Below are 25,179 nucleotides of genomic sequence, written 5' to 3'. Positions count from 1 at the left end.
CCCCCAGAAGCCCCGCCCACTTTCGCTGCCCCCGCTCGAAGCCGCGGCGGTCCACCACGGTGCAGCGAATCCACTTGACCAGCACCGCGCCATCGTAAGGCCACGGAGCGTGGCGCCGGTCACTCTCGGCAGGAGTGCTCTCCGGCGTTCGCTCCCGCGCGCGTGGCAGGATGGACAACCGGCCTTGTCTGCTGGGCAGTTCGGGCTGAGACAAACGCGAAACGGGGAAGGGGAGCCTGGTGAACGCCATCAACAAGGGGATCCGGAAGGTCGAGATCTCACTCAAGTGGGATCCGAGTCCGGCGGGGCAGCCGCCCACCGACCTGGACCTCGTCGCCGCGACCTACCTGGCGAGCGACCCGTACGGCGATCCCGCGTACGTGGTGCACTTCGACAGCCGTTCTCCCGACGGGACCATCTATCTCAACCGGGACAGCAAGGACGGCAAGGGCTTTGGCTGGGACGAGGTCCTCACCGTGGAACTCGACCGGCTCGACAGCCGGTACGCGCGCGTGATGGTCGGAGTCGTGATCCAGCAGAACCCGTCGAAGCGCACCTTCGTCAGCGTCGTCAATCCGGCCCTGCGCATCCGTGAGGGCTACACGGTCATGGCCGAGGACGACTTCGGCGGCGTCCTCGGGTCGACGGCGACGACGGTCGCGGAGTTCGTGCGCGAGGGATCGAGCACATGGGACTTCCACCCGGGCATCCACGGTTTCGAGGACGACCCGGAGACGTTCACGGCAACTATGGGAAGGGCTCGCCAGCCCTGAGCGACTCGTAGGTTCGCCGGGCATACGGCGAAGAGGGGCGCCGACACAGGGTCGGCGCCCCTCTTCAGGGCCTTCGTCGGGTCACCTCAACGGCTGCCCGGCTTCAAGGCCATTCCGCTGCCCGATGTCAGCTGCAGCCGCTGGTCGAGCCGCAACCCTCGCAGATGTAGCAGGAGCCGGCCCGTTGCATCTTCGTGCCGCAGGAGAAGCACAGCGGGGCGTCGGCCTGGATGCCCAGCTGCATCTCCACCAGCTCGGCGCTGGTGTGGGCCTGCTGCGGAGCGGGCTTGGCCGCCGATGCCTCGGCCTTCGGCGTGGCGACGGCCTTCAGCTCCTGGGCGCGCGGCGCCGACTGGGCCAGGCCCTCGACGTCGACCTCGTCCTCGTTGGGCTCGTAGGAGCCCGTCTCCAGGTGACGCTGACGCTCCTCGGCGGAGTGGATGCCGAGTGCGGAGCGCGTCTCGAAGGGCAGGAAGTCCAGCGCCAGGCGGCGGAAGATGTAGTCGACGATCGACTGCGCCATCCGCACGTCCGGGTCGTCCGTCATGCCGGCCGGCTCGAAGCGCATGTTCGTGAACTTCGAGACGTACGTCTCCAGCGGCACGCCGTACTGGAGGCCCACCGAGACGGCGATGGAGAAGGCGTCCATCATGCCCGCGAGGGTCGAGCCCTGCTTGGACATCTTCAGGAAGACCTCGCCGAGACCGTCGTCCGGGTAGGAGTTGGCGGTCATGTAGCCCTCGGCGCCGCCGACGGTGAAGGAGGTGGTGATGCCGGGACGGCCCTTCGGGAGGCGCTTGCGGACCGGACGGTACTCGACGACCTTCTCGACCGTCTCACGGATGGTGGCCTCGGCCTTCTCCGTGATCTCGGCCTTCTCCTTCTCCTTGGTCTTGGCGGAGAGCGGCTGGCCGACCTTGCAGTTGTCGCGGTAGATGGCGAGCGCCTTGACGCCCAGCTTCCAGGCCTCGAAGTAGATCTCCTCGACCTCCTCGACGGTCGCCGACTCCGGCATGTTGACCGTCTTGGACAGGGCGCCGGAGATCCAGGGCTGGATCGCGGCCATCATGCGGACGTGGCCCATCGCGGAGATGGAACGCTCGCCCATGGCGCAGTCGAACACCTCGTAGTGCTCGTGCTTGAGACCGGGGGCGTCGACGACATTGCCGTGCTCGGCGATGTGGGCGACGATCGCCTCGATCTGCTCCTCCTGGTAGCCGAGGCGACGCAGGGCCTGCGGGACGGTGCCGTTGACGATCTGCATCGAGCCGCCGCCGACCAGCTTCTTGAACTTGACCAGCGCGAGGTCGGGCTCAAGACCGGTGGTGTCGCAGGACATCGCGAGACCGATGGTGCCGGTCGGGGCGATGACGGACGCCTGGGAGTTACGGAATCCGTTCTTCTCGCCGAGGCGCAGCACGTCCTGCCAGGCCTCCGTGGCGGCGGCCCAGATCGGCGTGTCCAGGTCGTCCATGCGGACGGCCACGGTGTTGGCGTCGGCGTGCTGCTTCATGACGCGCAGGTGCGGCTGGGCGTTGCGGGCGTAGCCGTCGTACGCGCCGACGACCGCGGCGAGTTCGGCGGAACGCTTGTACGACGTGCCCGTCATCAGGGAGGTGATGGCGCCGGCGAGGGCGCGGCCGCCGTCGGAGTCGTACGCGTGACCCGTCGCCATCAGCAGGGCGCCGAGGTTGGCGTAGCCGATGCCGAGCTGGCGGAACGCGCGCGTGTTCTCACCGATCTTCTGCGTCGGGAAGTCCGCGAAGCAGATGGAGATGTCCATCGCGGTGATGACGAGCTCGACGACCTTCGCGAAGCGCTCGACGTCGAAGGACTGGTTGCCCAAGCCGTCGTCCTTCAGGAACTTCATCAGGTTCAGCGAGGCGAGGTTGCAGGACGTGTTGTCCAGGTGCATGTACTCGCTGCAGGGGTTCGAGCCGTTGATACGGCCGGACTCCGGGCAGGTGTGCCAGTGGTTGATGGTGTCGTCGTACTGGATGCCGGGGTCGGCGCAGGCCCAGGCGGCCTCGGCCATCTTGCGGAAGAGGGCCTTGGCGTCGACCTCTTCGATGACCTCGCCGGTCATCCGCGCGCGGAGGCCGAACTTGCCGCCGGTCTCGACGGCCTTCATGAACTCGTCGTTCACACGGACCGAGTTGTTGGCGTTCTGGTACTGGACGGACGTGATGTCGTCGCCGCCCAGGTCCATGTCGAAGCCCGCGTCACGCAGGGCGCGGATCTTCTCCTCTTCCTTGACCTTGGTCTCGATGAAGTCCTCGATGTCGGGGTGGTCGACGTCGAGGATGACCATCTTGGCGGCGCGGCGGGTGGCGCCGCCCGACTTGATCGTTCCTGCAGAGGCGTCGGCACCGCGCATGAAGGAGACCGGACCGGAGGCGTTGCCACCGGAGGAGAGCAGTTCCTTGGAGGAGCGGATCCGGGAGAGGTTCAGGCCGGCGCCGGAGCCGCCCTTGAAGATCATGCCCTCTTCCTTGTACCAGTCGAGGATCGACTCCATGGAGTCGTCGACGGCCAGGATGAAGCAGGCGGAGACCTGCTGCGGTTGGGGCGTACCGACGTTGAACCAGACGGGGCTGTTGAAGCTGAAGATCTGGTGCAGGAGGGCGTAGGCCAGCTCGTGCTCGAAGATCTCGGCGTCGGCGGGCGAGGCGAAGTACTTGTAGTCCTCGCCGGCCTTCCGATACGTCTTCACGATGCGGTCGATGAGCTGCTTGAGGCTCACCTCGCGCTGCGGGGTGCCCACGGCGCCCCGGAAGTACTTGCTGGTGACGATGTTGACCGCGTTCACCGACCAGAAGTCGGGGAACTCGACGCCGCGCTGCTCGAAGTTCACAGAGCCGTCGCGCCAGTTGGTCATGACGACGTCACGGCGCTCCCAGGCCACCTCGTCGTACGGGTGTACGCCGGGGGTGGTGTGGATGCGCTCGATACGCAGTCCCTTGGTCGCCTTGGTGCCCTTGGCGCGGGAACTCCGTGCCGGACCGCTCGCCGTCTCTGTCATGCCGCCTCCCTGTACGGGCTAAAACGCCCTGAAGTGCCCCGATGTTCCCCGTGGCACGTGTTCTGTCTGGTGCTGCGGGCACCGTCCGATTGCCGCCCGCAGCAGGTCCTCTGTCGCCGCCGTCCGGCCGGATCCGAGAGTCCGAGGACCGGATCCGGCCCGCCCTCAGTCGGCGGCGTTGGCGGGCACGGGGACCTGTGCGGTCCCTCCGGGCCCACGATCGTCTTCCTGGCCCCCCGTGACTGCGTCGTCTTCGCGGTCGTCGTCGTCCGCGGCGGGGCGTCCCGTCGGCTCCCTGAGTTCCGCGATAGCGGCCTCGAAGTCCTCGAGCGAGTCGAACGCCCGGTAGACGGAGGCGAATCGCAGAAAGGCCACGAGGTCGAGCTCCTGCAACGGGCCGAGTATGGCCAGCCCCACGTCGTGGGTCGTCAGCTCGGCGCTGCCGGTGGCTCGCACCGCCTCCTCGACCCGTTGGCCGAGCTGGGCGAGCGCGTCCTCGGTGACCGGTCGTCCCTGGCATGCCTTGCGCACGCCGTTGATGACCTTGGTGCGACTGAATGGCTCGGTGACTCCGGACCGCTTGATCACCATCAGCGAGCACGTCTCCACCGTCGTGAAACGGCGGGAGCAGTCAGGACACTGGCGGCGTCGACGGATCGACGTGCCGTCGTCGGTCGTACGGCTGTCGACGACGCGACTGTCGGGGTGCCTGCAGAAGGGGCAGTGCATAGCTCTCAACCCTCCTCACAGCAGACTCAATAGCCTCGCTGGACCTCATGGGCCCCTCGAAGCAGCCCCAAGCATAGGCGATCTCCGAGCGGTCGAAGACCGGGGGGACCACAACTTCTGGGCTGCTGCCGCAATCCAACCACTAGATGTGGGGATTGGCTCATACATCGACACGGTTCGCGCGTGTCGCACAGACCATGGCGGGCGCCGTACGGCCGCACCGACTCGCGACGCGCTTTGCGCACAGACGTATCGCCCCGGCACATACGGAGATACCGTGAGCGCCGCACGAAGGGGACGTGGGACTCCCGCACAGATGGGGGTCGGTTCCCGGCTGATCCGATCTCGGATGGCAGACTGGGGCAACAACCCACGAGGTCGTCACCCCGGCGGTGAAGGGTACAACAATGAACCCATTTGCCCGTCGGACCGTGCGCCAGCCATACACCCGGACACACGATCACGTCAGGTGATTCGCGATTTTTCACTCGAACGTGTGTTTGGCGCAACCTTTCGAAAGCAACTACCGTTGTGCAACAGGGAGACCATCGAGAGGGGCCGACGTGACCACCACCGCAGACAGTGCCACCATCACTGCCCAGGACCGCTCCCAGGGCCGACTCGAGCCGGTGCATGCGATGAACGAAGCCATGAATCCCGAGGGGCACAAGCGCTCCCTACCGGGCCGACCTCCCGGCATCCGGGCGGACAGCTCAGGGCTCACCGATCGCCAGCGCCGTGTGATCGAGGTCATCAGGGATTCCGTGCAGCGGCGCGGCTACCCGCCGTCGATGCGGGAGATCGGCCAGGCGGTCGGCCTGTCCAGCACGTCCTCGGTGGCACACCAGCTGATGGCACTGGAGCGCAAGGGCTTCCTCCGCCGTGACCCGCACCGTCCGCGCGCGTACGAGGTGCGCGGCTCCGACCAGGCCGCCTCCGTGCAGCCCACGGACACCACCGGCAAGCCCGCCGCGTCGTACGTTCCGCTGGTCGGCCGCATCGCCGCCGGTGGCCCCATCCTCGCGGAGGAGTCCGTCGAGGACGTCTTCCCCCTCCCCCGACAGCTGGTCGGCGACGGCGAGCTGTTCGTGCTGAAGGTCGTCGGTGACTCGATGATCGAGGCCGCGATCTGCGACGGTGACTGGGTCACGGTCCGGCGCCAGCCGGTCGCCGAGAACGGCGACATCGTGGCCGCGATGCTCGACGGCGAAGCCACCGTCAAGCGCTTCAAGCGCGAGGACGGCCACGTCTGGCTTCTCCCCCACAACTCTGCGTACGAGCCGATTCCCGGTGACGACGCGACCATCCTGGGCAAGGTGGTGGCGGTGCTGCGGCGCGTGTGACGCTGCGGCGGGCGAGGAGCACGGCGTCGCCCTCTGACCGGGCCCCGGAACCCCTGCGCCGGTTCCGGGGCCCTGTGCTGTTCCGAGGCTCGTGCTGCTCCAGATCCTGAGCGTGCAGACCCCGACGTCAGTGGACGCAAGATCGGGGGTTAGCCTGTCGCGGCGCCGCGACAGGCTAACCCCCGATCACTGTTCCGCTTCCGACTTCTTCGCCGCCGCGTCGATGGCGGCCAGCGACTTTCGAACCTGGTTACGGTCCGTCGTGAACCAGAAGTCGGGCAGTGACGCCTTCAGATAGCTCCCGTACCGAGCGGTGGCCAGCCGCTGGTCCAGTACGGCGACCACGCCGCGGTCCCCCGATGCCCGTACGAGGCGGCCGGCGCCCTGTGCCATGAGCAGCGCGGCATGAGTGGCCGCGACCGCCATGAAGCCGTTGCCACCGGCGTCCTCCACCGCCTTCTGGCGGGCGCTCATCAGAGGGTCGTCGGGGCGCGGGAACGGGATCTTGTCCATGACGACCAGCTGACAGCTCGGGCCGGGAACGTCGACCCCCTGCCAGAGGGAGAGCGTGCCGAAGAGGCAGGTCTTCGGATCGGCCGCGAAGTTCTTGATCAGTTCGCCGAGCGTCTCCTCGCCCTGGAGGAGGATCGGGAACTCGGGAATGCGGGAGCGGAGCTCCTCGGCAGCCAGCTGGGCGGCTCGCATCGAGGAGAACAGGCCGAGCGTGCGGCCGCCTGCCGCCTGAATGAGCTCGGTCAGCTCGTCGAGCATGTCCACCCGATCGCCGTCCCGCGCGGGGCGCGACAGGTGCTTGGCAACGTAGAGAATGCCCTGCTTGCGGTACTCGAAGGGCGAGCCGACATCCACTCCCTTCCACTGCGGAAGGTCATCGCCCTCGGTGCCCTCGGGGGCGAGTCCCAGGGAAGCCCCGACGCCGTTGAAGTCGCCGCCCAGCTTCAAGGTCGCGGAAGTAAGGACGACCGACCGATCCGCGAAGAGCTTCTCCCGCAACAGGCCCGACACGGACATGGGGGCCACGCGCAGGGAAGCCCCGAAACGGTCATGACGCTCGTACCAGACGACATCCCACTCGGAGCCGTTCGTGATGCGCTCCGCCACGTCGTGCACGGTCTCCACCGAAGCCAGCGCCTGCTTGCGGACCGCGTCCTCGTCCTGCACCGACTTGTCGCGGGTCGCCCCGATCGCGGAGATGACCGTGCGGCCGGCGTCGCGCAGCGCCATGAGGGCGTAGGCGAGGTCTTCCGGGATCTCCTCCAGGCGGCCCGGCAACGCAAGCTCCATCAGCCTCTCGAAGCCCTCTGCGGCGGTCTGGAGCTGGTCGGCGGCCTTCTCGTTGACGAGCTTCGCGGCACGGCGCACCGCGCGGTTGACCTGCCCCGGCGTGAGTTCGCCGGTGGCGACTCCGGTGACCCGGGAGACCAGCTCGTGTGCCTCGTCGACGATCAGGACCTCGTGCTGCGGGAGGACGGGAGCGCCCTCAATGGCGTCGATCGCGAGCAGGGCGTGGTTGGTGACGACGACCTCCGCGAGCTTGGCGCGCTCGCGGGCCATCTCGGCGAAGCACTCGGCGCCGTACGCGCACTTCGAAGCACCTAGGCATTCACGCGACGACACCGACACCTGGGCCCAGGCCCGGTCGGACACACCGGGCGTCAGGCCGTCCCGGTCACCCGTCTCCGTCTCGTCCGACCACTCACGCAGCCGCAGCAGATCCTGCCCCAGCTTGCTGGTGGGTGCGGCGGCCTCGAACTGGTCGAAGAGACCCTCTTCCTCGTCCTGCGGCACGCCCTCGTGGAGGCGGTGCAGACACAGGTAGTTCGACCTGCCCTTGAGCATCGCGAACTCGGGGCGACGGCGCAGCAGTGGGTGCAGTGCCTCGACGGTGCGCGGCAGGTCCCGCTCCACGAGTTGGCGCTGGAGCGCCAGGGTGGCCGTCGCCACGACGACGCGCTCCCCCTGGGCGAGCGCCGGCACGAGGTAGCCCAGCGACTTTCCGGTGCCGGTGCCGGCCTGGACCAGCAGATGGGACCCGCCGTCGATCGCCTCCGCGACGGATTCGGCCATGGTCACCTGGCCGGGGCGCTCCGTACCGCCGACGGCAGTGACGGCAGCATGCAGGAGTTCGGGGAGTGAGGGCTTTGTCATAGCGCGACCACCCTACGGCCCGGCACTGACAAACGGGCGCCCACGGTCGGGACGAGCGGCGGGATCAAGACCTGGGATTCCTCGGGTGAGGTTCGGATCGGTTCAGGTGGGTGCGGGGTTTGTTCGGGCGGGTGCGGAATGGGGTTGTGCTCGGCTCGGGTGGGTGCGGGGTGGGTTTCGGATGAGGGCTGGAGCCGGCTGGGGTGGATGCGGGATCGGGTCGGTCGAGGTCGGAGCTGTACGTCTGTGATCCAGGTCGGTCCGGACCCGAAACCGGTTCGTCGGGACTGGGAACCGGATCGCCGCGAGCGGTGTACCAAAAGTGATGGCGCTGCGACTTGGCGTCACAGCAGATGGCGCAGACTTCGGTCTCTGACCATGAGGGCAGCCCGCTTGGCGGGCAGGTCGACCTCGGCGGAGAACCGGAAGCCGGCGCTCAGGAAAGCGGCGACGGAAGGGGTGTTACGAATGTCGGGTTCGGCGACGATGCGAGCGCAGGCCGGGCGCTTGTCCAAGGCGAGGTCGGCGACTGCTCGGAGAAGGATTCCACCGAGTCCTCGCCCTCGGTCACCCACGGCCCCGATGAGGAGATGGACGCCGGTGTCATGGGGCCGGGCCGGATAGTGCCGGGCCAGCGGGTCGAGGTCGGCTCGGTAGATCTCCCAGTAGCTCATCGGCGTGCCTTCCAACAATCCCAGGCAGGGGACGCTGCGTCCGTCGCCGGAGAGGTGGATCCGCAGGTGTTCCTCGGTCGCGTTCTGGGGTCCGGCGAGTCCCCAGAACGCCGCGACGGCGGGATCGTTCATCCAACGGCCGATGATCGGGAGGTCGCGGTCGACTCGCACAGGGACCAGGTGGAGGACTCCTGCGGATGTGCTGATCGGCCCCCAGTCGGCAACGTGGTCCAGCAGATCGTCGGCGATGGACAGGTCGGAGTCGGGTGCGGCCGTGGGACCGAGTACGGGTGCCTCGGTGAGGTCGGGCACAGGCGCGTCCGTGGAATCGGGTACGGAGGGGGCTGCGGGTGCAGGTGCAGAGGCCACCGCGGGCCCCGAGCGTGCGCCCAGGTTCCCTGTCCGGCCGGCACCGGCGTCCTCCGTGAAGAGCGCGATGATCTCGTCGGGCAAGGGCACGTCCAGCGTGTCCTCGCTGTCGGCGCTCGCGCCGGCGGCGGGGGCTGGAGCGGGAGCGACACGGCGCTCACGAGCGCCCGGGGTCGTGGCGGTACCGATGTCGGTGACGGGGGCGGTATCGGCGTCGGCGGCGGTATCGGTCTCGGCGTCGGCACTCGCGTCGGTGGGGGGCACGACGACGCTCCTCTCAGGAGACGGGGTGGGTCATGTTCCTCAGGGATGAAGGAGTGGGTGAAAGCCAGGGACGGAATCGGGAGCACAGGAGTCGAGCGAGGCGGTGACGGAGGCGAGGGATGCCGACGGGGGGGTGGCGACCGGACAGAAGTGCGGAACGACGAGGGGCGACAGTGATGGTCAGGTATGCAGGGGGTTGGCGATGGTGACGTAGACGGACTGGGTGTCGACCGGGCCGACGAGTTCGTCAAGGCCGTGCAGTCGGGTCAGCAGATTCGCCTTGCACCGCAGGACTGGTGAGTCGAGCAGGTGAGCGGGCAGTGCTGTGCTCAACCGGGCGGGACCGGAGGCGACTTCGCCGAGGAAACGGCGGAAGGCTGCGAGCAGCAACTGTTCGTCGGCGAGACGCTGGGAACCGAACGCGCCAATGAGACCGAACACGTTGTTGATCGCGAGGTAGTACACGAACCGCTCGTCGGTGACCTCGTCCGAGACGAAGGTGTCGCTGCGCTCGCCGATACCTGGAAGCCGAGCTTCGAGTTCCTGGCGACGGGACTCGCGGAAGTAGTAACCCTGGTTGTCGCGGTACCGGCCGCCCGATGGCCAACCGTCACCATCCAGCAGGAGCAGGGTGTTCTGCTGGTGCGCCTCCAGGGCGATCCCGACCTCAGAGTCCAGCCACAGCACCGGACGGACAACCTGCTCGAGGTAGCGCAGGAACCACTCGGCGGCAACGGCCTCGCGAGGGCGCGCTGTCCGGGCGGCGAGATGCGTGACCACCTCGGCCAGACGGGACCGAAGCAGTTCCTTGCCCGATCGCGGTCGGCCGGTGGGAGTGCCGGGTCGTGCAAAGGGGCGAGGTGAGACGAGTCCGGCCACGCAGGACACGTCGTCGGAAGGCATGAACGGGTTGTGCCGGATCACCACGTCGAAGCCAGGCACAGGAGCGCCGTCCGGCCCGTCGACGGCGAGCCATGCCGGATCGCGAACGATGTCGAAACCCGGGTGCGCCGCCTGCCACCGGGTCGAGACACCTGTGCGCAGGAGTCGGTGGACCTCGACGCCGCGGTGCAGCTCCTTGCGGAGGTTCTCACGACGGGAGTTGGTGATCCGCAGGCCCAGCGAAAGCTTGAGCATGGCGGCGGCACCGGACCTGTGGACGGTTCGGACGGAGGAGGTGGGATGCCATGGGGCGCCGCGGGCGCCGAGGTCCCGGAGCAGACCGGCTTCGACCAGGGCCGCGGTGTCGGCGCGGGACAGGACTTCGCGGTGCTGCCACGGGTGCAGGGGGAGGGCCGCGTACCCGTCGGGCAACGGCAGCCCAGTGCCGGCGAGTCGGGCCGTGAGCTGGGCGGCGGGGACAGCGCGGCCCCGTTCGGTCCAAGCAGAGTCAGTGGCGAGCAGGGAGGGAGCGACAGCCAGCCAGTGCAGGGGGAAGGAGCCACGCAACTCGGGTGAGTACCGCCGGGCTTCGCTCTCGGAGAGACCCTCGCGGCTCTTCGGCGTCGGATGGAGCGGGTGTCCGAGCATGAGTGCCTGCTCGGCCGCGAGGAAGCGGTCAGGGCCGTCGCCGGGCTCTTCGCGGCGCTCGCTGATGAACGTGACGGTTCGCCGGACGGAGTCGGCGACGCGGGCAACGAGGTCAGTGGCGGCCGTGGAGATTGCGGGGAGAGGCAGGGCTGAGGGCGCTAGAGAGACGGAGGAGTCGGAGGTCGGCAGAGGTGCGGCGCCGCCACCAGCGGGGTTGCCGCCGCCGAGTGTCTCCCTGATGAGCAGTGCGGCGAGGGTGACCGCGTCGGTCGGCGGGGACTGGGGCGGGAGACCGAAGCGGTGCCACCCCGCCGGGGACCAGTAGTGGACCGGGACCAGCAGGGTGGTGCCTGTGGCCGGCAGGGGGATTCGGAGGACTCCGTGGTCGGGTGCCGGGACGTTCGTCTCGCGCACCCAGCAGCGGAGCAGGTTCTCCACCGCAGCGGCCTGGGCTGCCACGTGTGGGTCGGGATGCTCCAGGGAGTCGGCGGTGTCCTCGTGCAGTCGCTCCTCGTCCGGGGCAAGGCCCTGTGCCGGCACGGGCTGCCCCTGCTGGGAGGGACGTCGAACGGAGGAGCTCTGCGCGCGGGTATCGGTACGGCCGGCTGTCGCGGGGGTGGTGGTCAAGGCTGGTCCTCTTGAAGTGGTTCCGGCTGTGCGGCGACGGCCGCCGTGCTGGTGGTGAGGGTGGCGTGGCCTTGAGGGGCCGTGCTCCAGAGGTGGGCTCGGAGGGGGTGTGTCAGTTGGCGGTGAGGTTTCGGTGGGGCATGAGGGGGTGCTCGGGTGTGAGGCGGTCGGCTGCACGCGACGTGACGGCACAGCTTGGGGTGCGTAGTGACGCACGCCCATGGGTTGCCGGGCTACATGGCCCAGTCGGCTCGACCTGCGCGACCTGTGCCGTCTGTCCGGTCTGTTCGGTCGCCGCGGTATTGATGGCCCTGGTGCGGCTGGTAACTGCCGTCGTGGGCGGCGTAGTCGCGGGACACCGCGTCCACCGCGTCGGCCAGTCGGTCCAGCACCGCGTTGGCCTGCTCGTCGCTGATGGTCAGGGGTGGAAGCAGGCGTACGACGCTGGAGTGGCGGCCGCCGAGTTCGACGATCAGGCCGCGTCGAAGGCACTCCCGCTGGATGGCTGCAGCGAGTTCGGGGGCAGCTGGACGTGGATGGCGGTCCTGGTCCTGCGCTGCCACCGCCCGTCCCGCGGGCGCCGCCAAACCTGCCGTCCGCGGCCTCGCACCAGGTGTGGACTCGGCCTCGGGTTCCACCACCTCGACCCCGATCATCAGCCCCCTCCCCCGCACATCGCCGATGCACCGGAACTCCCCTGCGAGTGCCTGGAGTCGACGCAGCATTCGCGAGCCCAGTTCGGCCGCCCGCTCGGCGAGCTGGTTCTGGCGGACGTACGCGAGGGTCGCTGTGCCGGCCGCCATGGCCAGCTGGTTTCCGCGGAACGTTCCGGCATGCGCGCCGGGTTGCCAGGCGTCGAGTTCGTCGCGGTAGACGATGACCGCCAGGGGGAGGCTGCCGCCGATGGCCTTGGAGAGGACCATGACGTCGGGGGTGACGCCGCTGTGCTCCACGGCCCAGAAGGCACCGGTGCGCCCGACGCCCGTCTGAACCTCGTCGGCGATCAGCGGGATGGAACGGTCAGCGGTGATCTGCCGCATGCGCCGCAGCCAGCCGTCCGGCGCGGGGATCACGCCACCCTCGCCCTGGACGGGCTCGAGGATCATCCCGGCGGGATGGGGCACTCCCGACTTGGGGTCTTCGAGGACGGACTCGGTCCAGCGAGCGGCGAGTTCGGCACCGCGTTCGCCGCCGACGCCGAAGGGACAGCGGTAGTCCTGCGGGTAGGGCAGGCGCGCGACCCGTACGTCGAAGGCGCCCCCGGACGCTTCGAGCGCTCCGGCGGTCATCCCGTGGTACGCGCCGCTGAAGGCGAGGATTCCGTTGCGCCCGGTGGCGGCCCGGACGAGCTTGAACGCGGCCTCCACCGCGTCCGTGCCGGCCGGGCCGCAGAACTGTACGCGCGCGTGGTCGGCAAGGCCGGGCGGCAAGGTGTGGAACAGCTCGGTGATGAAGGCGTCCTTGACGGGGGTCGCCAGGTCCAGGACATGCAGGGGCGCGCCCGAGTCCAGGACCTTGCGGATGGCCTCGAGGACCACGGGGTGGTTGTGTCCGAGCGCCAGCGTCCCCGCGCCGGACAGACAGTCCAGGTAGCGGCGGCCGTCGGCCCCCTCGATGGTCAGTCCGCGCGCCCTCACCGGCACGATGGGCAGGGCACGTGCGTAGGTGCGTGCCGCCGACTCGCGCGCCGACTGTCGCCGCAGGATCCCCTCGTGCGCGGCGCGCGCCCCCGCCGACTCGGATGTTTCCCCGCGCACGGATTCGGTCACTGCCATGGCTCCCTGTCCTCCCGCTGTCCAGGGGCGAGCAGGTCTCTCGCATCCTCGCCCGACCCGACATACGAAGCCCCGCGAGCGTCCACTCGAAACTCCGGGGAACTGGGCACAGGGGACCGCACTCAGACAGCAGGCCCCCCACCGCTACCAACCCCGGACCGTTCACCGGGTTACGGGTCGCTTCAAGATCATCGCTACCTGCTCACCCGTCATCGACCGGCTTGGCCCCGGAGGCCCGGAGCCTGGGGCCCGGCGTCGGCCGGACCGCTCCGTGCGTACTATCGGCCGCGCCATCCAGTCGTGGCGCGAGGAGGCCACCCCGGGTCCTCGACCTCGACGTCCTCGACCTCGATGTCTCGACCTCGACGGCGTCCCCAGCGCGTCAAGGCCGCCGTGCTGGACGAGTCCGCCGTCCATGTGGGCACCGACGGCCTCGGCCGACGCCCCGCACGCGTCAAATCAGCACCTCCCCGGATGAATTGCCAGCTCAGACAGCCCGTAGCGAAACCGTTGCCGTTCCGTCGGAACTCCCCCACAGCGAGCGCATAGTGTGTGGTGCCGTCCCAACGCGCCGTGACACCACGCCGAATCAGCGATGCATCCGCGGAGGTTCACGGCCACGGCGCCAAGTACCGTCATCCCAGGGGGAGTCAGATCATGCGTTCGATACGGCCGTCGTTCACCGCTCGTCGGGGGAGGAACACGCGCCGCACCACCTCCCCGCTCCCCGTGGTCGCGCTCGCCGCGGCGCTGGCCCTCACCGTCACGGCCTGTGAGTCGGGTGACGCCGAGGCGGGCGGCGCGGCCACCGCGTCCCCGGCCGCCGGGGGCGAGGGCAAGATCACGATCCCGGACGACATCAAGGACAAGCTCAAAGAGCACGGGATCGACATCGACAAGTGGAAGGACGGGGCCTGGAAGCAGTGGGACAAGGACGACTGGCTCCGCGAGGCGCAGGACTACATCAACCCGATCATCGAGGGCCTGTGGGACCCGGACCGGATGCGGGACGCCGAGGATCCGGACCGGGGCGTCGACGACAGCGACCTCTCCGGTGACCAGGGTGTGACCGACCCGACGCCGCAGCCCGTGTCCGCCAAGGCCGTGCCGGCTTCGTACCACGCCAACGCGCCCGAGGCGGGCAAGGTGTTCTTCGACTCCCCCGAAGGCACGATGGTCTGCTCGGCGACGGTCGTCCAGGACCCGGCCAACCCCGGCAAGTCCAACATGGTCTGGACGGCCGGTCACTGTGTGCACGCCGGCAAGAGCGGCGGCTGGTACCGCAACATCGCGTTCGTGCCGTCCTACAACGACTCGGGCATGTCGGCCGCGGAGATCAAGAACGCCACACGGGAGCAGGTCGCTCCTTACGGCGTCTGGTGGGCCGACTGGGCGCAGACCTCGGACCAGTGGATCGCCCAGGGCGGTGCGACGGGTGGGGACGGCGCCTCGTACGACTTCGCCGTGCTCCATGTGAAGCCGGAGGCGGGCGGCAACGGCAAGTCCCTGGAGGAGACGGTCGGTTCGGCCCTGCCCGTGGACTTCGACGCGCCCGCCGTCCCCGAGGTGGACAGCATCAAGGCGATCGGTTACCCGGCGGCCGCGCCGTTCGACGGCCAGAAGCTGTACCAGTGCCAGGACAGGCCGGGTCGGCTCTCGCTGAAGGCGTCGGACCCGACGATGTACCGCATCGGCTGCACCATGACCGGCGGTTCGTCCGGTGGCGGCTGGGTCGCGACGGGCTCGGACGGCAAGCCGGCGCTGGTCTCCAACACCTCCATCGGCCCGGTGGACTCGGGCTGGCTGGCGGGCCCACGGCTGGGCAAGGAGGCCAACGGCATCTTCGACAAGGTGAGCGACAAGTTCGCCGGTCGGTGACGTAGGTGCCGGCGGCGGTGAGTCGGGGGAGAAACCTTCACCGCCTCACCGCCGTTCGCCCTCAACTCCACGGGCATAGTGGGGTGTCGCGGCCGAGGGGTCGCACAACGGCTCAGCACGTTCCAACGGGGGTTACCGCACCATGCGTTCCACACACATGCCCACAGCTCCACGCAGTAAGCGGCGCTCCGCCCTGGCCGCCACCGGCCTCGTCGCCGCCCTCACGCTCACCGCGACCGCCTGTGGCGGATCGGTGGAGGACGCGGCGAACGGCCAGGCCGATGCCGCCGCGTCCAGGGCTGCCGAGGAGATCGGCGACGGCAAGATCCAGATCCCGTCCGACATCGAGGACAAGCTCAAGGAGCACGGCATCGATGTCGACAAGTGGAACAGCAGCGGCTGGCAGGACTGGGACAAGGACAAGTGGCTGAGCGAGGCCAAGGACTTCGTCAACCCGGTGATCGAGGGCCTCTGGAAGCCTGATCGGATGCAGTCCGCCAAGGAGGCCACCAAGACGGTCACCACGCAGGACGCCTCCGCCGACCAAGGCGTGAGCGACCCGGAGCCGGCCCCCGTGCAGGCCACGGCCGAGAAGACGCCGTACCACGACAACGCGGCCCCGGTCGGCAAGGTCTTCTTCGACTCCCCGGACGGCCCGGCCGTCTGCTCCGGCACGGTCATCAAGGATGTCAACCACCCCGGCAAGTCCAACCTCGTCTGGACGGCCGGCCACTGTGTGCACGCCGGTGGCGACGGCGGCTGGTACCGCAACATCGTCTTCGTCCCGGCGTACAACGACCTCGGCAAGTCCGCGGCGCAGTTGAGCAACGCGAACGCCACCGAGATCGCGCCGTACGGCAACTGGTGGGCGGACTGGGTCTCGACCTCCAACGAGTGGATCCAGGGCGGTTCGGAGACGGGCGGCGCGGGTGCCGCGTACGACTACTCCGTGCTGCATGTGAAGCCGGAGCAGGGTTCCAAGTCACTGGAGGAGACGGTCGGTACCGCCCTCGACGTGGACTTCTCGGCACCGTCGGCGACCGAGGCCGGCACGATGGGTGCCTGGGGCTACCCGGCGGCGCCGCCGTACAACGGCCTGCGGATGTTCAAGTGCCTCGACCAGCCGGGCCGGTTCTCGCTCAGCGCGGCCTTGCCGACGATGTACCGCATCGGCTGCACCATGACCGGCGGTTCGTCGGGCGGCGGCTGGTTCCGGGTGGTGGACGGCGAGACCAAGCTGGTGTCGAACACGTCCATCGGCCCTGAGGACAACACCTGGCTCGCGGGCCCGCAGCTGGGAGCGGGCGCCGAATCGGTGTACCAGTACATGAGCAAGACGTACGGCGGTCGCTGACACCCGCGCATACGAAAGGTCCGCCCCCTGCGCGAGGGGGCGGACCTTCTGTGTATTTACCGCACGGCTGCCTACGGCACCGCTGTCCACAGCACGGCTCAGGCGGTCGGCGCGGGGACGTACGGCGTGAGATCCGCCGCGAGTTCCTCGTGCACCCGCACCTTGAGCAGCGTGCCCTCCGGGGTGTGCTCCTCGGAGATCACCTCGCCCTCGGTGTGGGCGCGGGCGACCAGCTTGCCGTGCGTGTACGGCACGAGCGCCTCGATCTCGACGGACGGGCGGGGTAGCTCGTTGTCTATCAGTGCGAGCAGTTCGTCGATGCCCTGGCCGGTGCGGGCCGAGACCGCGATGGAGCGCTTCTCGATCCGCATCAGCCGCTGGAGCGTCAGCGGGTCGGCCGCGTCCGCCTTGTTGATCACGACGATCTCCGGTACGTCGGTCGCGCCGACGTCCCTGATCACCTCGCGCACGGCGGCCAGCTGCTCCTCCGGGTCCGGGTGCGAGCCGTCCACCACGTGCAGGATCAGGTCGGACTCGCCGACCTCCTCCATGGTGGAGCGGAACGCCTCGACCAGGTGGTGCGGCAGGTGCCGTACGAAACCGACCGTGTCGGCCAGCGTGTACAGCCGTCCGCCCGGGGTCTCGGCCCGACGCACGGTCGGGTCGAGGGTCGCGAACAGGGCGTTCTCGACCAGCACACCCGCGCCCGTGAGACGGTTGAGCAGGGAGGACTTGCCGGCGTTGGTGTAGCCCGCGATGGCGACCGAGGGCACCTTGTGGCGCTTGCGCTCCTGGCGCTTGATCTCGCGGCCGGTCTTCATCTCCGCGATCTCCCGGCGCATCTTCGCCATCTTCTCGCGGATCCGACGCCGGTCCGTCTCGATCTTGGTCTCACCGGGACCACGGGTGGCGAGGCCGCCGCCCTTGCCGCCGCCCATCTGCCGGGACAGCGACTGACCCCAGCCTCGCAGCCTCGGCAGCATGTACTGCATCTGCGCGAGCGCGACCTGCGCCTTGCCCTCTCGGGACTTGGCGTGCTGGGCGAAGATGTCGAGGATCAGGGCCGTACGGTCGATGACCTTGACCTTGACGACGTCTTCGAGGTGGATGAGCTGACCCGGGCTGAGCTCACCGTCGCAGATGACGGTGTCGGCGCCGGACTCCAGCACGATGTCCCTGAGCTCGTATGCCTTGCCGGAACCGATGTAGGTGGCCGCGTCGGGCTTGTCACGGCGCTGGATCACACCGTCCAGCACGACCGCGCCCGCGGTCTCGGCGAGGGCGGCGAGCTCCGCGAGGGAGTTGTCCGCGTCCTGCGCCGTCCCCGAGGTCCAGACACCGACGAGCACGACCCGCTCCAGACGGAGCTGGCGGTACTCGACCTCGGTGACGTCCTCGAGCTCGGTGGAGAGGCCCGCCACGCGGCGCAGAGCCGCGCGCTCGGAGCGGTCGAACTGGTCGCCGTCCCGCTCTCCGTCGATCTCGTGGCTCCAGGCGACGTCCTCTTCCATCAGGGCATCGGCCCGAAGACCTTCGGGATAGGTGTACGCGAAGCGCTGCGTGTCCTGGGAAGGGGAAGAAGAGGAGGTCATTGGGTCCTTACGTCGATGGGAATCCGTTTGCGGCGACGGTGGCAGTGGTTCTGGCCTTTCGGAGCGAGTCCGTAGCGCCCGGAAACTGTCCGTCACTACCCACAACGCACGAGTACCCCGGGAGATTCCCGCGGCACCGTGCCGTGCCGACCTGAAGATGGTCGCACGGCACGGCCCGTCTCGTCACCGCCTTATTCGCCGGCCGCCTTCTTCCCGGCGGACGCCCTGGCGGCGGTCTTCTTCCCAGCCGGGTTCTTCCCAGCCGCCTTGTCCCCGGCCGACTACTTCCCGGTCGCCTTCTTCCCGGCCGGCTTCGTCGGGTCCGCCGACTTCCACTCCGGCTGACCGGGCATCGGCGGGGTCTTCTCGCCGTACAGCCAGGCCTGCATGAAGCCGTCGAGGTGGCGTCCGGAGATGTCCTCGGCGAGCGCGACGAAGTCCGCGGTCGTCGCGGAGCGGTCCTTGTGACGCTGCACCCAGGCGCGTTCCAGGCGCTCGAACGCCGGGGCGCCGATCTCCTGGCGGAGGGCGTACAGGACGAGGGACGCGCCGTCGTAGACGTTCGGCCGGAAGATCCCGTTCTTCTTGCCGGCGGCGGCCACCTTGGGCGCGGCGGGAGGCCCGCCGGCCGCGCGCCAGCGGTCGGAGGCGGCGTACGCGGCCTTCATCCGCGCCTCCATGGGCCGGCCCGCCTTCTCCGCCGCGTACAAGGTCTCGTACCAGGTGGCGTGCCCCTCGCTGAGCCACAGGTCGGACCACTCGCGCGGGCTGACGCTGTCGCCGAACCACTGGTGCGCCAGCTCATGCACCATGATCGACTCGATGTACCACTTCGGGAAGGCGGACTCGGTGAAGAGGTCTCGCTCGAAGAGCGAGAGCGTCTGCGTCTCGAGTTCGAACCCGGTGGCGGCATCGGCCATGAGCAGGCCGTACGTCTCGAACGGGTACCGCCCGACCTTGCTCTCCATCCAGGAGATCTGGCCGGGGGTCTTCTTCAGCCACGGTTCGAGCTTCTTGCGGTCCTTGGCGGGCACGACGTCCCGGACGGGCAGTCCGTGCGGCCCGGTGCGGTGCACGACCTCGGAGCGGCCGATGGACACCTGGGCGAGCTCGGTGGCCATGGGGTGCCGGGTGCGGTACGTCCAGGTCGTCGATCCGCCCGCGCGGTCCACGTCGGTCGGCAGGCCGTTGGCGACGGCGGTGTAGCCGTTGGGTGCGGTGACCCGGATGGTGAACATCGCCTTGTCGGAGGGGTGGTCGTTGCACGGGAACACGACATGGGCGGCGTCGGCCTGGTTGGCCATGGCGAGGCCGTCCGTGGTCCGCACCCAGCCGCCCTCCCGGGTCTTGCCGTACACGGGATCGCTGGTGTGCCGCACGGTGATCTGCGTCCAGCTGCCGTCGGTCAGCGGCTCCTCGGGCGTGACGACCAGGTCCTCACCGGCGCTGCGGAACGTGGCGGGCGTCCCGTCGACCTCGACGGACTCGACCTTGCCGTGGGCGAAGTCCAGGTTGACGCGGTCCAGGTCCTTCGTCGTCCAGGCGTCGATCGTGGTGACGGCCTGGAGCGGTTTGCTGTTCGTGCCGGGATAGGTGAAGGAGAGGTCGTACGAGGCCACGTCGTAGCCGGGGTTGCCCAGCTGCGGGAAGAGACGGTCGCCGACGCCCAGGGGTTCGGCCGGGGCGCTCGCGGCGAGGAGGCCGAAGGACGCGGTGAGGGCGACCAGGGCGGACGCCTGGGCCCGTCGACGGGTTCCGGGACGGGTGCGAGGAGCGCCAGGGACTGGTCGCTGAGCCTCGGTGCGGGGGGTGAGCAGCATGCATCACGGCTATCAGCGCGCGCGTGGGCGGCGTCGACGACGCGCGACCGGCCCACTCGAACGGGTATGTCAGGTGGGTGCAGCCGCTGGAGCACCCCGCGCCTTCACGCCCCCGCGCCCTGCTCACGCCCCCTGAGTCTGCGGCTGCGCCCTGCTCACGTCGTACACGCCCCCCACGTTCCGCATCGCCCGCATGAGCCCCGGCAGCAGCGCCGCGTCCGGCAACTGGACCGTGTAGGTGTGCCGTACGCGCTGCTGGGTCGGGGGTTCGACCGTCGCCGAGACGATCTCCGCGCCCTCCAGGGCCATCGCCTCCGTGAGGTCCGCCAGAAGGTGGGGACGAACGAACGATTCGGCGACCAGGGTGACGCGGCACTCGGTGATCTCTCCCCAGCGCACGCCGACCTCCGCACGCCCGGTGCCCTTCATCCGCGCCACCGCGGAGCACTCGACGCGATGGACCGTCACCACTCCCCCGCGCACGGCGAATCCGGTGACCGCGTCGGGCGGTACGGGGGTGCAGCAGCCGGCGAGGCGTACGGTCGCGCCGGGACGGTCGACGAGTACGTCGCCGCCCTCGGACCGGCCGAGCGGACCCTCCGCACCCGGTCGCGAGGCCGCGCCCTCCGAGGCGGCCGTCTGGTTCACGGCCCCGTCCGCCGCCCCCCGGAAGGCCACCGCGGCGTCCTTGGCCTCCGCGGCCCCCTGCGCGGGATGAGTGGCCAGCCACCGCTGGATGGCGATCCGGGCGGCCGGCGTGTGAGCGTGCTCCAGCCACTCCCTGGAGGGCTCCGATGCCGGGTCCTGGCCCATGAGGAGCTGGACGGTGTCGCCGTCCCGCAGAACGGTGCTGAGGGTCGCCAGGCGGCCGTTGACGCGGGCGCCGATGCACGCGTGCGCGTCCTCGCCGTACTGGGCGTACGCCGCGTCCACACAGGTCGCGCCCTCGGGCAGGCCCAGAGTGCCGCCGTCGGGCCGGAAGACGGTGATCTCGCGGTCCTGGGCGAGGTCCTCGCGCAGGGTGGACCAGAAGGTGTCCGGGTCGGGGGCGGCCTCCTGCCAGTCGAGGAGGCGGGAGAGCCAGCCGGGGCGCGTGGGGTCGATGCGCTCGCCGTCGCCTGCGGCGACCTGCTCCTCCGAAGGAGGAGCGTAGGGATTGCCGAGCGCGACGACGCCGGCCTCGGCGACCTTGTGCATCTGGTGGGTGCGGATGAGGACTTCGGCGACCTGGCCGTCCGCGCGGGCCACGGCCGTGTGCAGCGACTGGTACAGGTTGAACTTGGGGACGGCGATGAAGTCCTTGAACTCCGAGACGACCGGCGTCATACAGGTGTGCAGTTCGCCCAGCACGCCGTAACAGTCCGCGTCCTCGTTCACCAGCACGAGCAGCCGCCCGAAGTCGGCGCCGCGCAGTCGGCCGCGTTTGCGGGACACGCGGTGCACGGAGACGAAGTGCCGGGGCCGGATGAGGACTTCGGCCTGGATGTCGGCCTCGCGCAGGACCGTGCGCATCTCGTCGGCCATCTCCGCGAGCGGATCGTCCTCGCGCGAGGCGTTGCCGACGATCAGCTCGCGGGTGTGCTCGTACTCCTCCGGGTGCAGGATCGCGAAGACCAGGTCTTCCAGTTCCGTCTTGAGCGCCTGGACGCCTAGTCGCTCGGCGAGCGGGATGAGCACGTCACGGGTGACCTTGGCGATGCGGGCCTGTTTCTCGGGGCGCATCACGCCGAGGGTGCGCATGTTGTGCAGCCGGTCGGCGAGTTTGATCGACATCACGCGGACGTCGTTGCCGGTGGCGACGAGCATCTTGCGGAAGGTCTCGGGCTCGGCGGCGGCGCCGTAGTCGACCTTCTCCAGCTTCGTGACGCCGTCGACGAGGAAGCGCACCTCCGCCCCGAACTGCTCGCCGACCTGATCGAGCGTCACGTCGGTGTCCTCGACGGTGTCGTGCAGCAGAGAGGCCGTCAAGGTCGTGGTCTCGGCGCCGAGTTCGGCGAGGATCAGGGTCACCGCGAGCGGGTGCGTGATGTACGGCTCGCCGCTCTTGCGCATCTGGCCGCGGTGCGAGGACTCGGCCAGCACATAGGCGCGGCGCAGCGGTTCGAGGTCCGCGTCGGGATGGTGGGCCCGGTGGGCGTCGACGACATGGCTGATGGCGTCGGGCAGCCGGCCGCGCGAGGCGGGGCCGAGCAACGCCGCCCGGCCGAGGCGGCGCAGGTCGATGCGGGCACGGGCCTTCCTGCGAGGCACCGCAGGCGTCACAGCGCCTGCTACCGGGCCTGGCGTCGCGGAATTCGTTGCCTCCGCACTCATGGGCACCTCCGGCTGCGTGGACCGGCGAACGGGGTGCCCCATGGCGGACACGGCTCAGGGGATGACGGCATCTCCCCCGTCCGGGCCGGTGCTTGATGCTACCGAGCCCATCACGTGCGACTGACCGCCTCTCGCCGAGCGTGAAACGGATCACCCATTCGAGCGAGGGATCGCGGGTATACGTTTTTGCGCCAGACAGCCAGCCGCCGTTCGCGATCTCGAACGCGACAGGGGTCCCGACGGCGTCACTCTCAGGCCACGTCCGGCTCGAGTCTCTGATGCCGACTCGCGAAACCGTTCAGCGAACGAACGTTTCCAGCCACTCGGCGTCGATCTCCCCCTCGGCCACGATCACCGCGGGTCCGGTCATCTCGATCTCGCCGTCGGGCCGCTCAGTGATCACAAGGGTGCCGCCCGGCACGTCGACGGTGTACGTCACGGGGGCGCCGGTGACCGCCGGGTCGGCACCGTCCCGCCGCGCGGTGGCCACGGCGACGGCGCACGCGCCCGTGCCGCACGACCGGGTCTCGCCGGCGCCGCGCTCGTGCACGCGCAGGGCGACATGCCGAGGCCCGCGGTCGACCACGAACTCGACGTTGACCCCGTCCGGGTAGGCCGAGGCCGGGCTGAACGGCGGCGCGGAGTACAGATCGCCGGCGTGGGCGAGGTCGTCCACGAAGGCGACCGCGTGCGGGTTGCCCATGTTCACGTTCCGCGCGGGCCAGCTGCGCTCACCGACGGTGACCGTCACGTCTCCTTCGGGGAAGAGCGCCTTGCCCATGCCGACGGTGACATCACCCGCGCCGGAGCCGCCATTAAGTGCGGTCTTGGCGATGTGCACGGTCTTCACGCCCCCGCGCGTGGCGATGGCGAGATCACCCTCGGCGGCGTACCCGGCGCGCTGGAGGTAGCGCGCGAACACGCGCACGCCGTTACCGCACATCTCCGCGATCGAGCCGTCGCCATTGCGGTAGTCCATGAACCACTCGGCCTCGGCCGCCATGTCCTTCGCCTCGGGGTGCGCCGCGGACCGCACGACGTGCAGCAGTCCGTCACCGCCGATGCCCGCGCGGCGGTCGCACAGGGCGGCGACGGCGGTCGGGGGGAGGTCGATGACGTTCTCGGGGTCCGGGACGATCACGAAGTCGTTCTCCGTGCCGTGACCCTTGAGGAAGGCGATCCGCGTGCTCATTCCTCGATCGTACGGTGCCGCTACGACAGACCCGTAAGGACGGCCCTCAGCGCAGGCGAGCCACGCGCCACACGGCCAGCACGACGATCGCGGCGACGAGCAGGGCGTACGCCAGCACGACCCGCCAGTCCGCTCTGCGGCCGGAGCCCCGCTGCGGCAGCCCGGGCCAGGTGTAGCCGACCCGGCGGGCGGCCATCATGCCCCAGCCGGCCGCGCAGGAGCAGATCAGCAGCCCCAGCATGGCGATCACGGCCCCGCTGTCGCCGAAGTCGAAGGCGAGGGGGAAAGCGAACATCAGGGAGCCGACCGCGGCCAGGGAGACGATGGGTGCGAGCTGCCAGATGCGCAGTCGGCGCTGCGGGCGCAGCTCGACCTCGACCTCGGGGCCGCCGGCGTACATCTCCTCGGGCTCGGGGCCGTCGTCGGTGACGCCGTCCTCGGTCTCGTCGATCCCGTCCGGCCCGTCGGGGCTCAGACGGTCGCCGTCCCGCTCCGGTTCGCCCCGGTCAGCGGCGACGTTCTCGGTGCCTTGTGCGGTGTCGCGAGGGCCGGCCTCCATCGCCACGCGCCCTCCCAACTCGGACTCCACTTGGTCGATCGAAGCTCGATGATGGCATGGCACCGGAGGCCCGGATGACGGCCGGAGCGTCCCGATGCCATCACGTGATCAGGCTGTAACCGGTCGTTCGACCAACGCCAGTGCGAGATGCGGAAGTTCTGTGAGATCCGCCGCAGCCCCACTCAACCAGTGCACTCGTGGGTCGCGCCTGAACCATGAATCCTGGCGGCGCGCGAAGCGCTTGGTGGCACGTACGGTCTCGGCCCGCGCCTCTTCCAGCGTGCACTCCCCGGCGAGCGCCGCGAGCACCTGCTGGTAGCCGAGCGCGCGCGAGGCCGTACGCCCCTCGCGCAACCCCTGCGCCTCCAGCGCGCGGACCTCGTCCACGAGTCCGGCGTCCCACATCCGGTCGACCCGGCGCGCGATGCGCTCGTCCAGCTCCGGTCGGGCCACGTCGACGCCGATCTGGACCGTGTCGTAGACCGAGTCATGACCGGGCAGATTGGCGGTGAAGGGCTTGCCGGTGATCTCGATCACTTCGAGGGCGCGGACGATACGACGGCCGTTGCTGGGGAGGATGGCCTGGGCGGCCTCTGGGTCGGCGGCGGCCAGACGGGCGTGCAGCGCCCCGGAGCCGCGCAGCGCGAGCTCCTCCTCCAGCCGGGCCCTGACCTCGGGGTCGGTGCCGGGGAACTCCAGGTTGTCGACGGCCCCACGGACGTACAGCCCCGAGCCGCCGACCAGGATCGGCCAGCGTCCCTCGGCGAGCAGCGCGTCGATCCGCTCCCGCGCGAGCCGCTGGTACTCGGCGACGGACGCCGTGACCGTCACGTCCCAGATGTCCAGGAGGTGGTGCGGAACACCGTCCCGCTCCTCGGGCGTCAGCTTGGCGGTGCCGATGTCCATCCCCCGGTAGAGCTGCATGGAGTCGGCGTTGACGACCTCGCCGCCGAGTTGCCGGGCCAGGAAGACGCCCAGATCGGACTTTCCGGCCGCGGTGGGTCCGACTACGGCAATGACGCGGGGGGCGGGGGGTGCGCTGCTCACCGCTCCAGTCTCGCAAACCTCACGGGGTGGACTCGAACGAGTTACGTGACGGCACACGCGCGGGGTCGTTGCCTGTTGCGAGGTTTTCGCCGCCGGTTTCGCGGAGGCGGCGACCCGGGGGCGCAGAAGGACGCACCGGACGACGCGGGATT

At 69.6% G+C, this 25,179-nt stretch carries 16 protein-coding genes; 4 read left to right on the top strand and 12 right to left on the bottom strand.

What is annotated here, in order from left to right; translation table 11 throughout:
- Window positions 1-239: 239 nt before the first annotated feature.
- Window positions 240-773: a TerD family protein gene (locus L0P92_RS14500; RefSeq protein WP_234763063.1), complete on the top strand. Its 534-nt coding sequence runs from the start codon at window positions 240-242 to the stop codon at window positions 771-773.
- A gap of 127 nt (window positions 774-900) precedes the next feature.
- Here L0P92_RS14500 and L0P92_RS14495 read toward each other — a convergent pair whose 3' ends face one another.
- Together L0P92_RS14495 and nrdR are read right to left on the bottom strand one after the other, a co-directional pair.
- Window positions 901-3,795, bottom strand: a complete 2,895-nt coding sequence (locus tag L0P92_RS14495; protein ID WP_234763062.1) for a vitamin B12-dependent ribonucleotide reductase — start codon at window positions 3,793-3,795, stop codon at window positions 901-903.
- A 165-nt stretch (window positions 3,796-3,960) separates the two neighbouring features.
- Entirely contained in the window at window positions 3,961-4,524 is a 564-nt protein-coding gene (gene nrdR, locus L0P92_RS14490) for a transcriptional regulator NrdR (protein ID WP_234763061.1), read from the bottom strand.
- Between the two features lie 563 nt (window positions 4,525-5,087).
- Between nrdR and lexA the strand changes: the two genes are divergently transcribed.
- Window positions 5,088-5,867, top strand: a complete 780-nt coding sequence (lexA, locus tag L0P92_RS14485) for a transcriptional repressor LexA (protein WP_003997358.1) — start codon at window positions 5,088-5,090, stop codon at window positions 5,865-5,867.
- A 186-nt stretch (window positions 5,868-6,053) separates the two neighbouring features.
- On the opposite strand, the gene L0P92_RS14480 is transcribed toward lexA, so the two are convergent.
- The 4 genes from L0P92_RS14480 to L0P92_RS14465 all read right to left on the bottom strand — a co-directional run bounded on the left by L0P92_RS14480 (window position 6,054) and on the right by L0P92_RS14465 (window position 13,272).
- Window positions 6,054-8,033, bottom strand: a complete 1,980-nt coding sequence (locus tag L0P92_RS14480; RefSeq protein ID WP_234763060.1) for an ATP-dependent DNA helicase — start codon at window positions 8,031-8,033, stop codon at window positions 6,054-6,056.
- 344 nt (window positions 8,034-8,377) lie between these two features.
- Window positions 8,378-9,340 (bottom strand): GNAT family N-acetyltransferase, encoded by a 963-nt coding sequence (locus L0P92_RS14475; RefSeq protein WP_234763059.1) that lies wholly within the window; start codon window positions 9,338-9,340, stop codon window positions 8,378-8,380.
- Window positions 9,341-9,520: 180 nt separating this feature from the next.
- Complete coding sequence (locus L0P92_RS14470) at window positions 9,521-11,497, bottom strand: IucA/IucC family protein (RefSeq protein WP_372497262.1); 1,977 nt, start codon at window positions 11,495-11,497, stop codon at window positions 9,521-9,523.
- Between the two features lie 233 nt (window positions 11,498-11,730).
- A complete protein-coding gene (locus L0P92_RS14465) occupies window positions 11,731-13,272 on the bottom strand; it encodes a diaminobutyrate--2-oxoglutarate transaminase family protein (RefSeq protein ID WP_234763058.1) in 1,542 nt (513 codons plus the stop codon).
- A 657-nt stretch (window positions 13,273-13,929) separates the two neighbouring features.
- Here L0P92_RS14465 and L0P92_RS14460 point away from each other — a divergent pair.
- Window positions 13,930-15,150 (top strand): trypsin-like serine peptidase, encoded by a 1,221-nt coding sequence (locus L0P92_RS14460; protein ID WP_234763057.1) that lies wholly within the window; start codon window positions 13,930-13,932, stop codon window positions 15,148-15,150.
- A gap of 157 nt (window positions 15,151-15,307) precedes the next feature.
- Window positions 15,308-16,504 (top strand): trypsin-like serine peptidase, encoded by a 1,197-nt coding sequence (locus tag L0P92_RS14455; protein WP_372497261.1) that lies wholly within the window; start codon window positions 15,308-15,310, stop codon window positions 16,502-16,504.
- A gap of 98 nt (window positions 16,505-16,602) precedes the next feature.
- Here L0P92_RS14455 and hflX read toward each other — a convergent pair whose 3' ends face one another.
- The 6 genes from hflX to miaA all read right to left on the bottom strand — a co-directional run bounded on the left by hflX (window position 16,603) and on the right by miaA (window position 25,027).
- Entirely contained in the window at window positions 16,603-18,096 is a 1,494-nt protein-coding gene (gene hflX, locus L0P92_RS14450) for a GTPase HflX (protein WP_234763055.1), read from the bottom strand.
- Window positions 18,097-18,377: 281 nt separating this feature from the next.
- A complete protein-coding gene (locus L0P92_RS14445; protein ID WP_234763054.1) occupies window positions 18,378-19,916 on the bottom strand; it encodes a M1 family metallopeptidase in 1,539 nt (512 codons plus the stop codon).
- A 123-nt stretch (window positions 19,917-20,039) separates the two neighbouring features.
- Window positions 20,040-22,229, bottom strand: coding sequence for a RelA/SpoT family protein (locus tag L0P92_RS14440; RefSeq protein WP_234763053.1), 2,190 nt, complete (start codon window positions 22,227-22,229; stop codon window positions 20,040-20,042).
- 298 nt (window positions 22,230-22,527) lie between these two features.
- A complete protein-coding gene (gene dapF, locus L0P92_RS14435) occupies window positions 22,528-23,421 on the bottom strand; it encodes a diaminopimelate epimerase (protein ID WP_234763052.1) in 894 nt (297 codons plus the stop codon).
- 46 nt (window positions 23,422-23,467) lie between these two features.
- The gene (locus L0P92_RS14430; RefSeq protein WP_234763051.1) at window positions 23,468-23,980 is read right to left on the bottom strand and encodes a hypothetical protein; all 513 of its coding nucleotides are present in this window, start codon (window positions 23,978-23,980) and stop codon (window positions 23,468-23,470) included.
- A 108-nt stretch (window positions 23,981-24,088) separates the two neighbouring features.
- Window positions 24,089-25,027, bottom strand: coding sequence for a tRNA (adenosine(37)-N6)-dimethylallyltransferase MiaA (miaA, locus tag L0P92_RS14425; RefSeq protein ID WP_234763050.1), 939 nt, complete (start codon window positions 25,025-25,027; stop codon window positions 24,089-24,091).
- Window positions 25,028-25,179 lie beyond the last annotated feature (152 nt).

Source organism: Streptomyces muensis, assembly GCF_021474425.1.
GTDB classification, from domain to species: Bacteria; Actinomycetota; Actinomycetes; order Streptomycetales; family Streptomycetaceae; genus Streptomyces; species Streptomyces muensis.
This window is presented reverse-complemented; position numbering and strand designations above follow the sequence as displayed.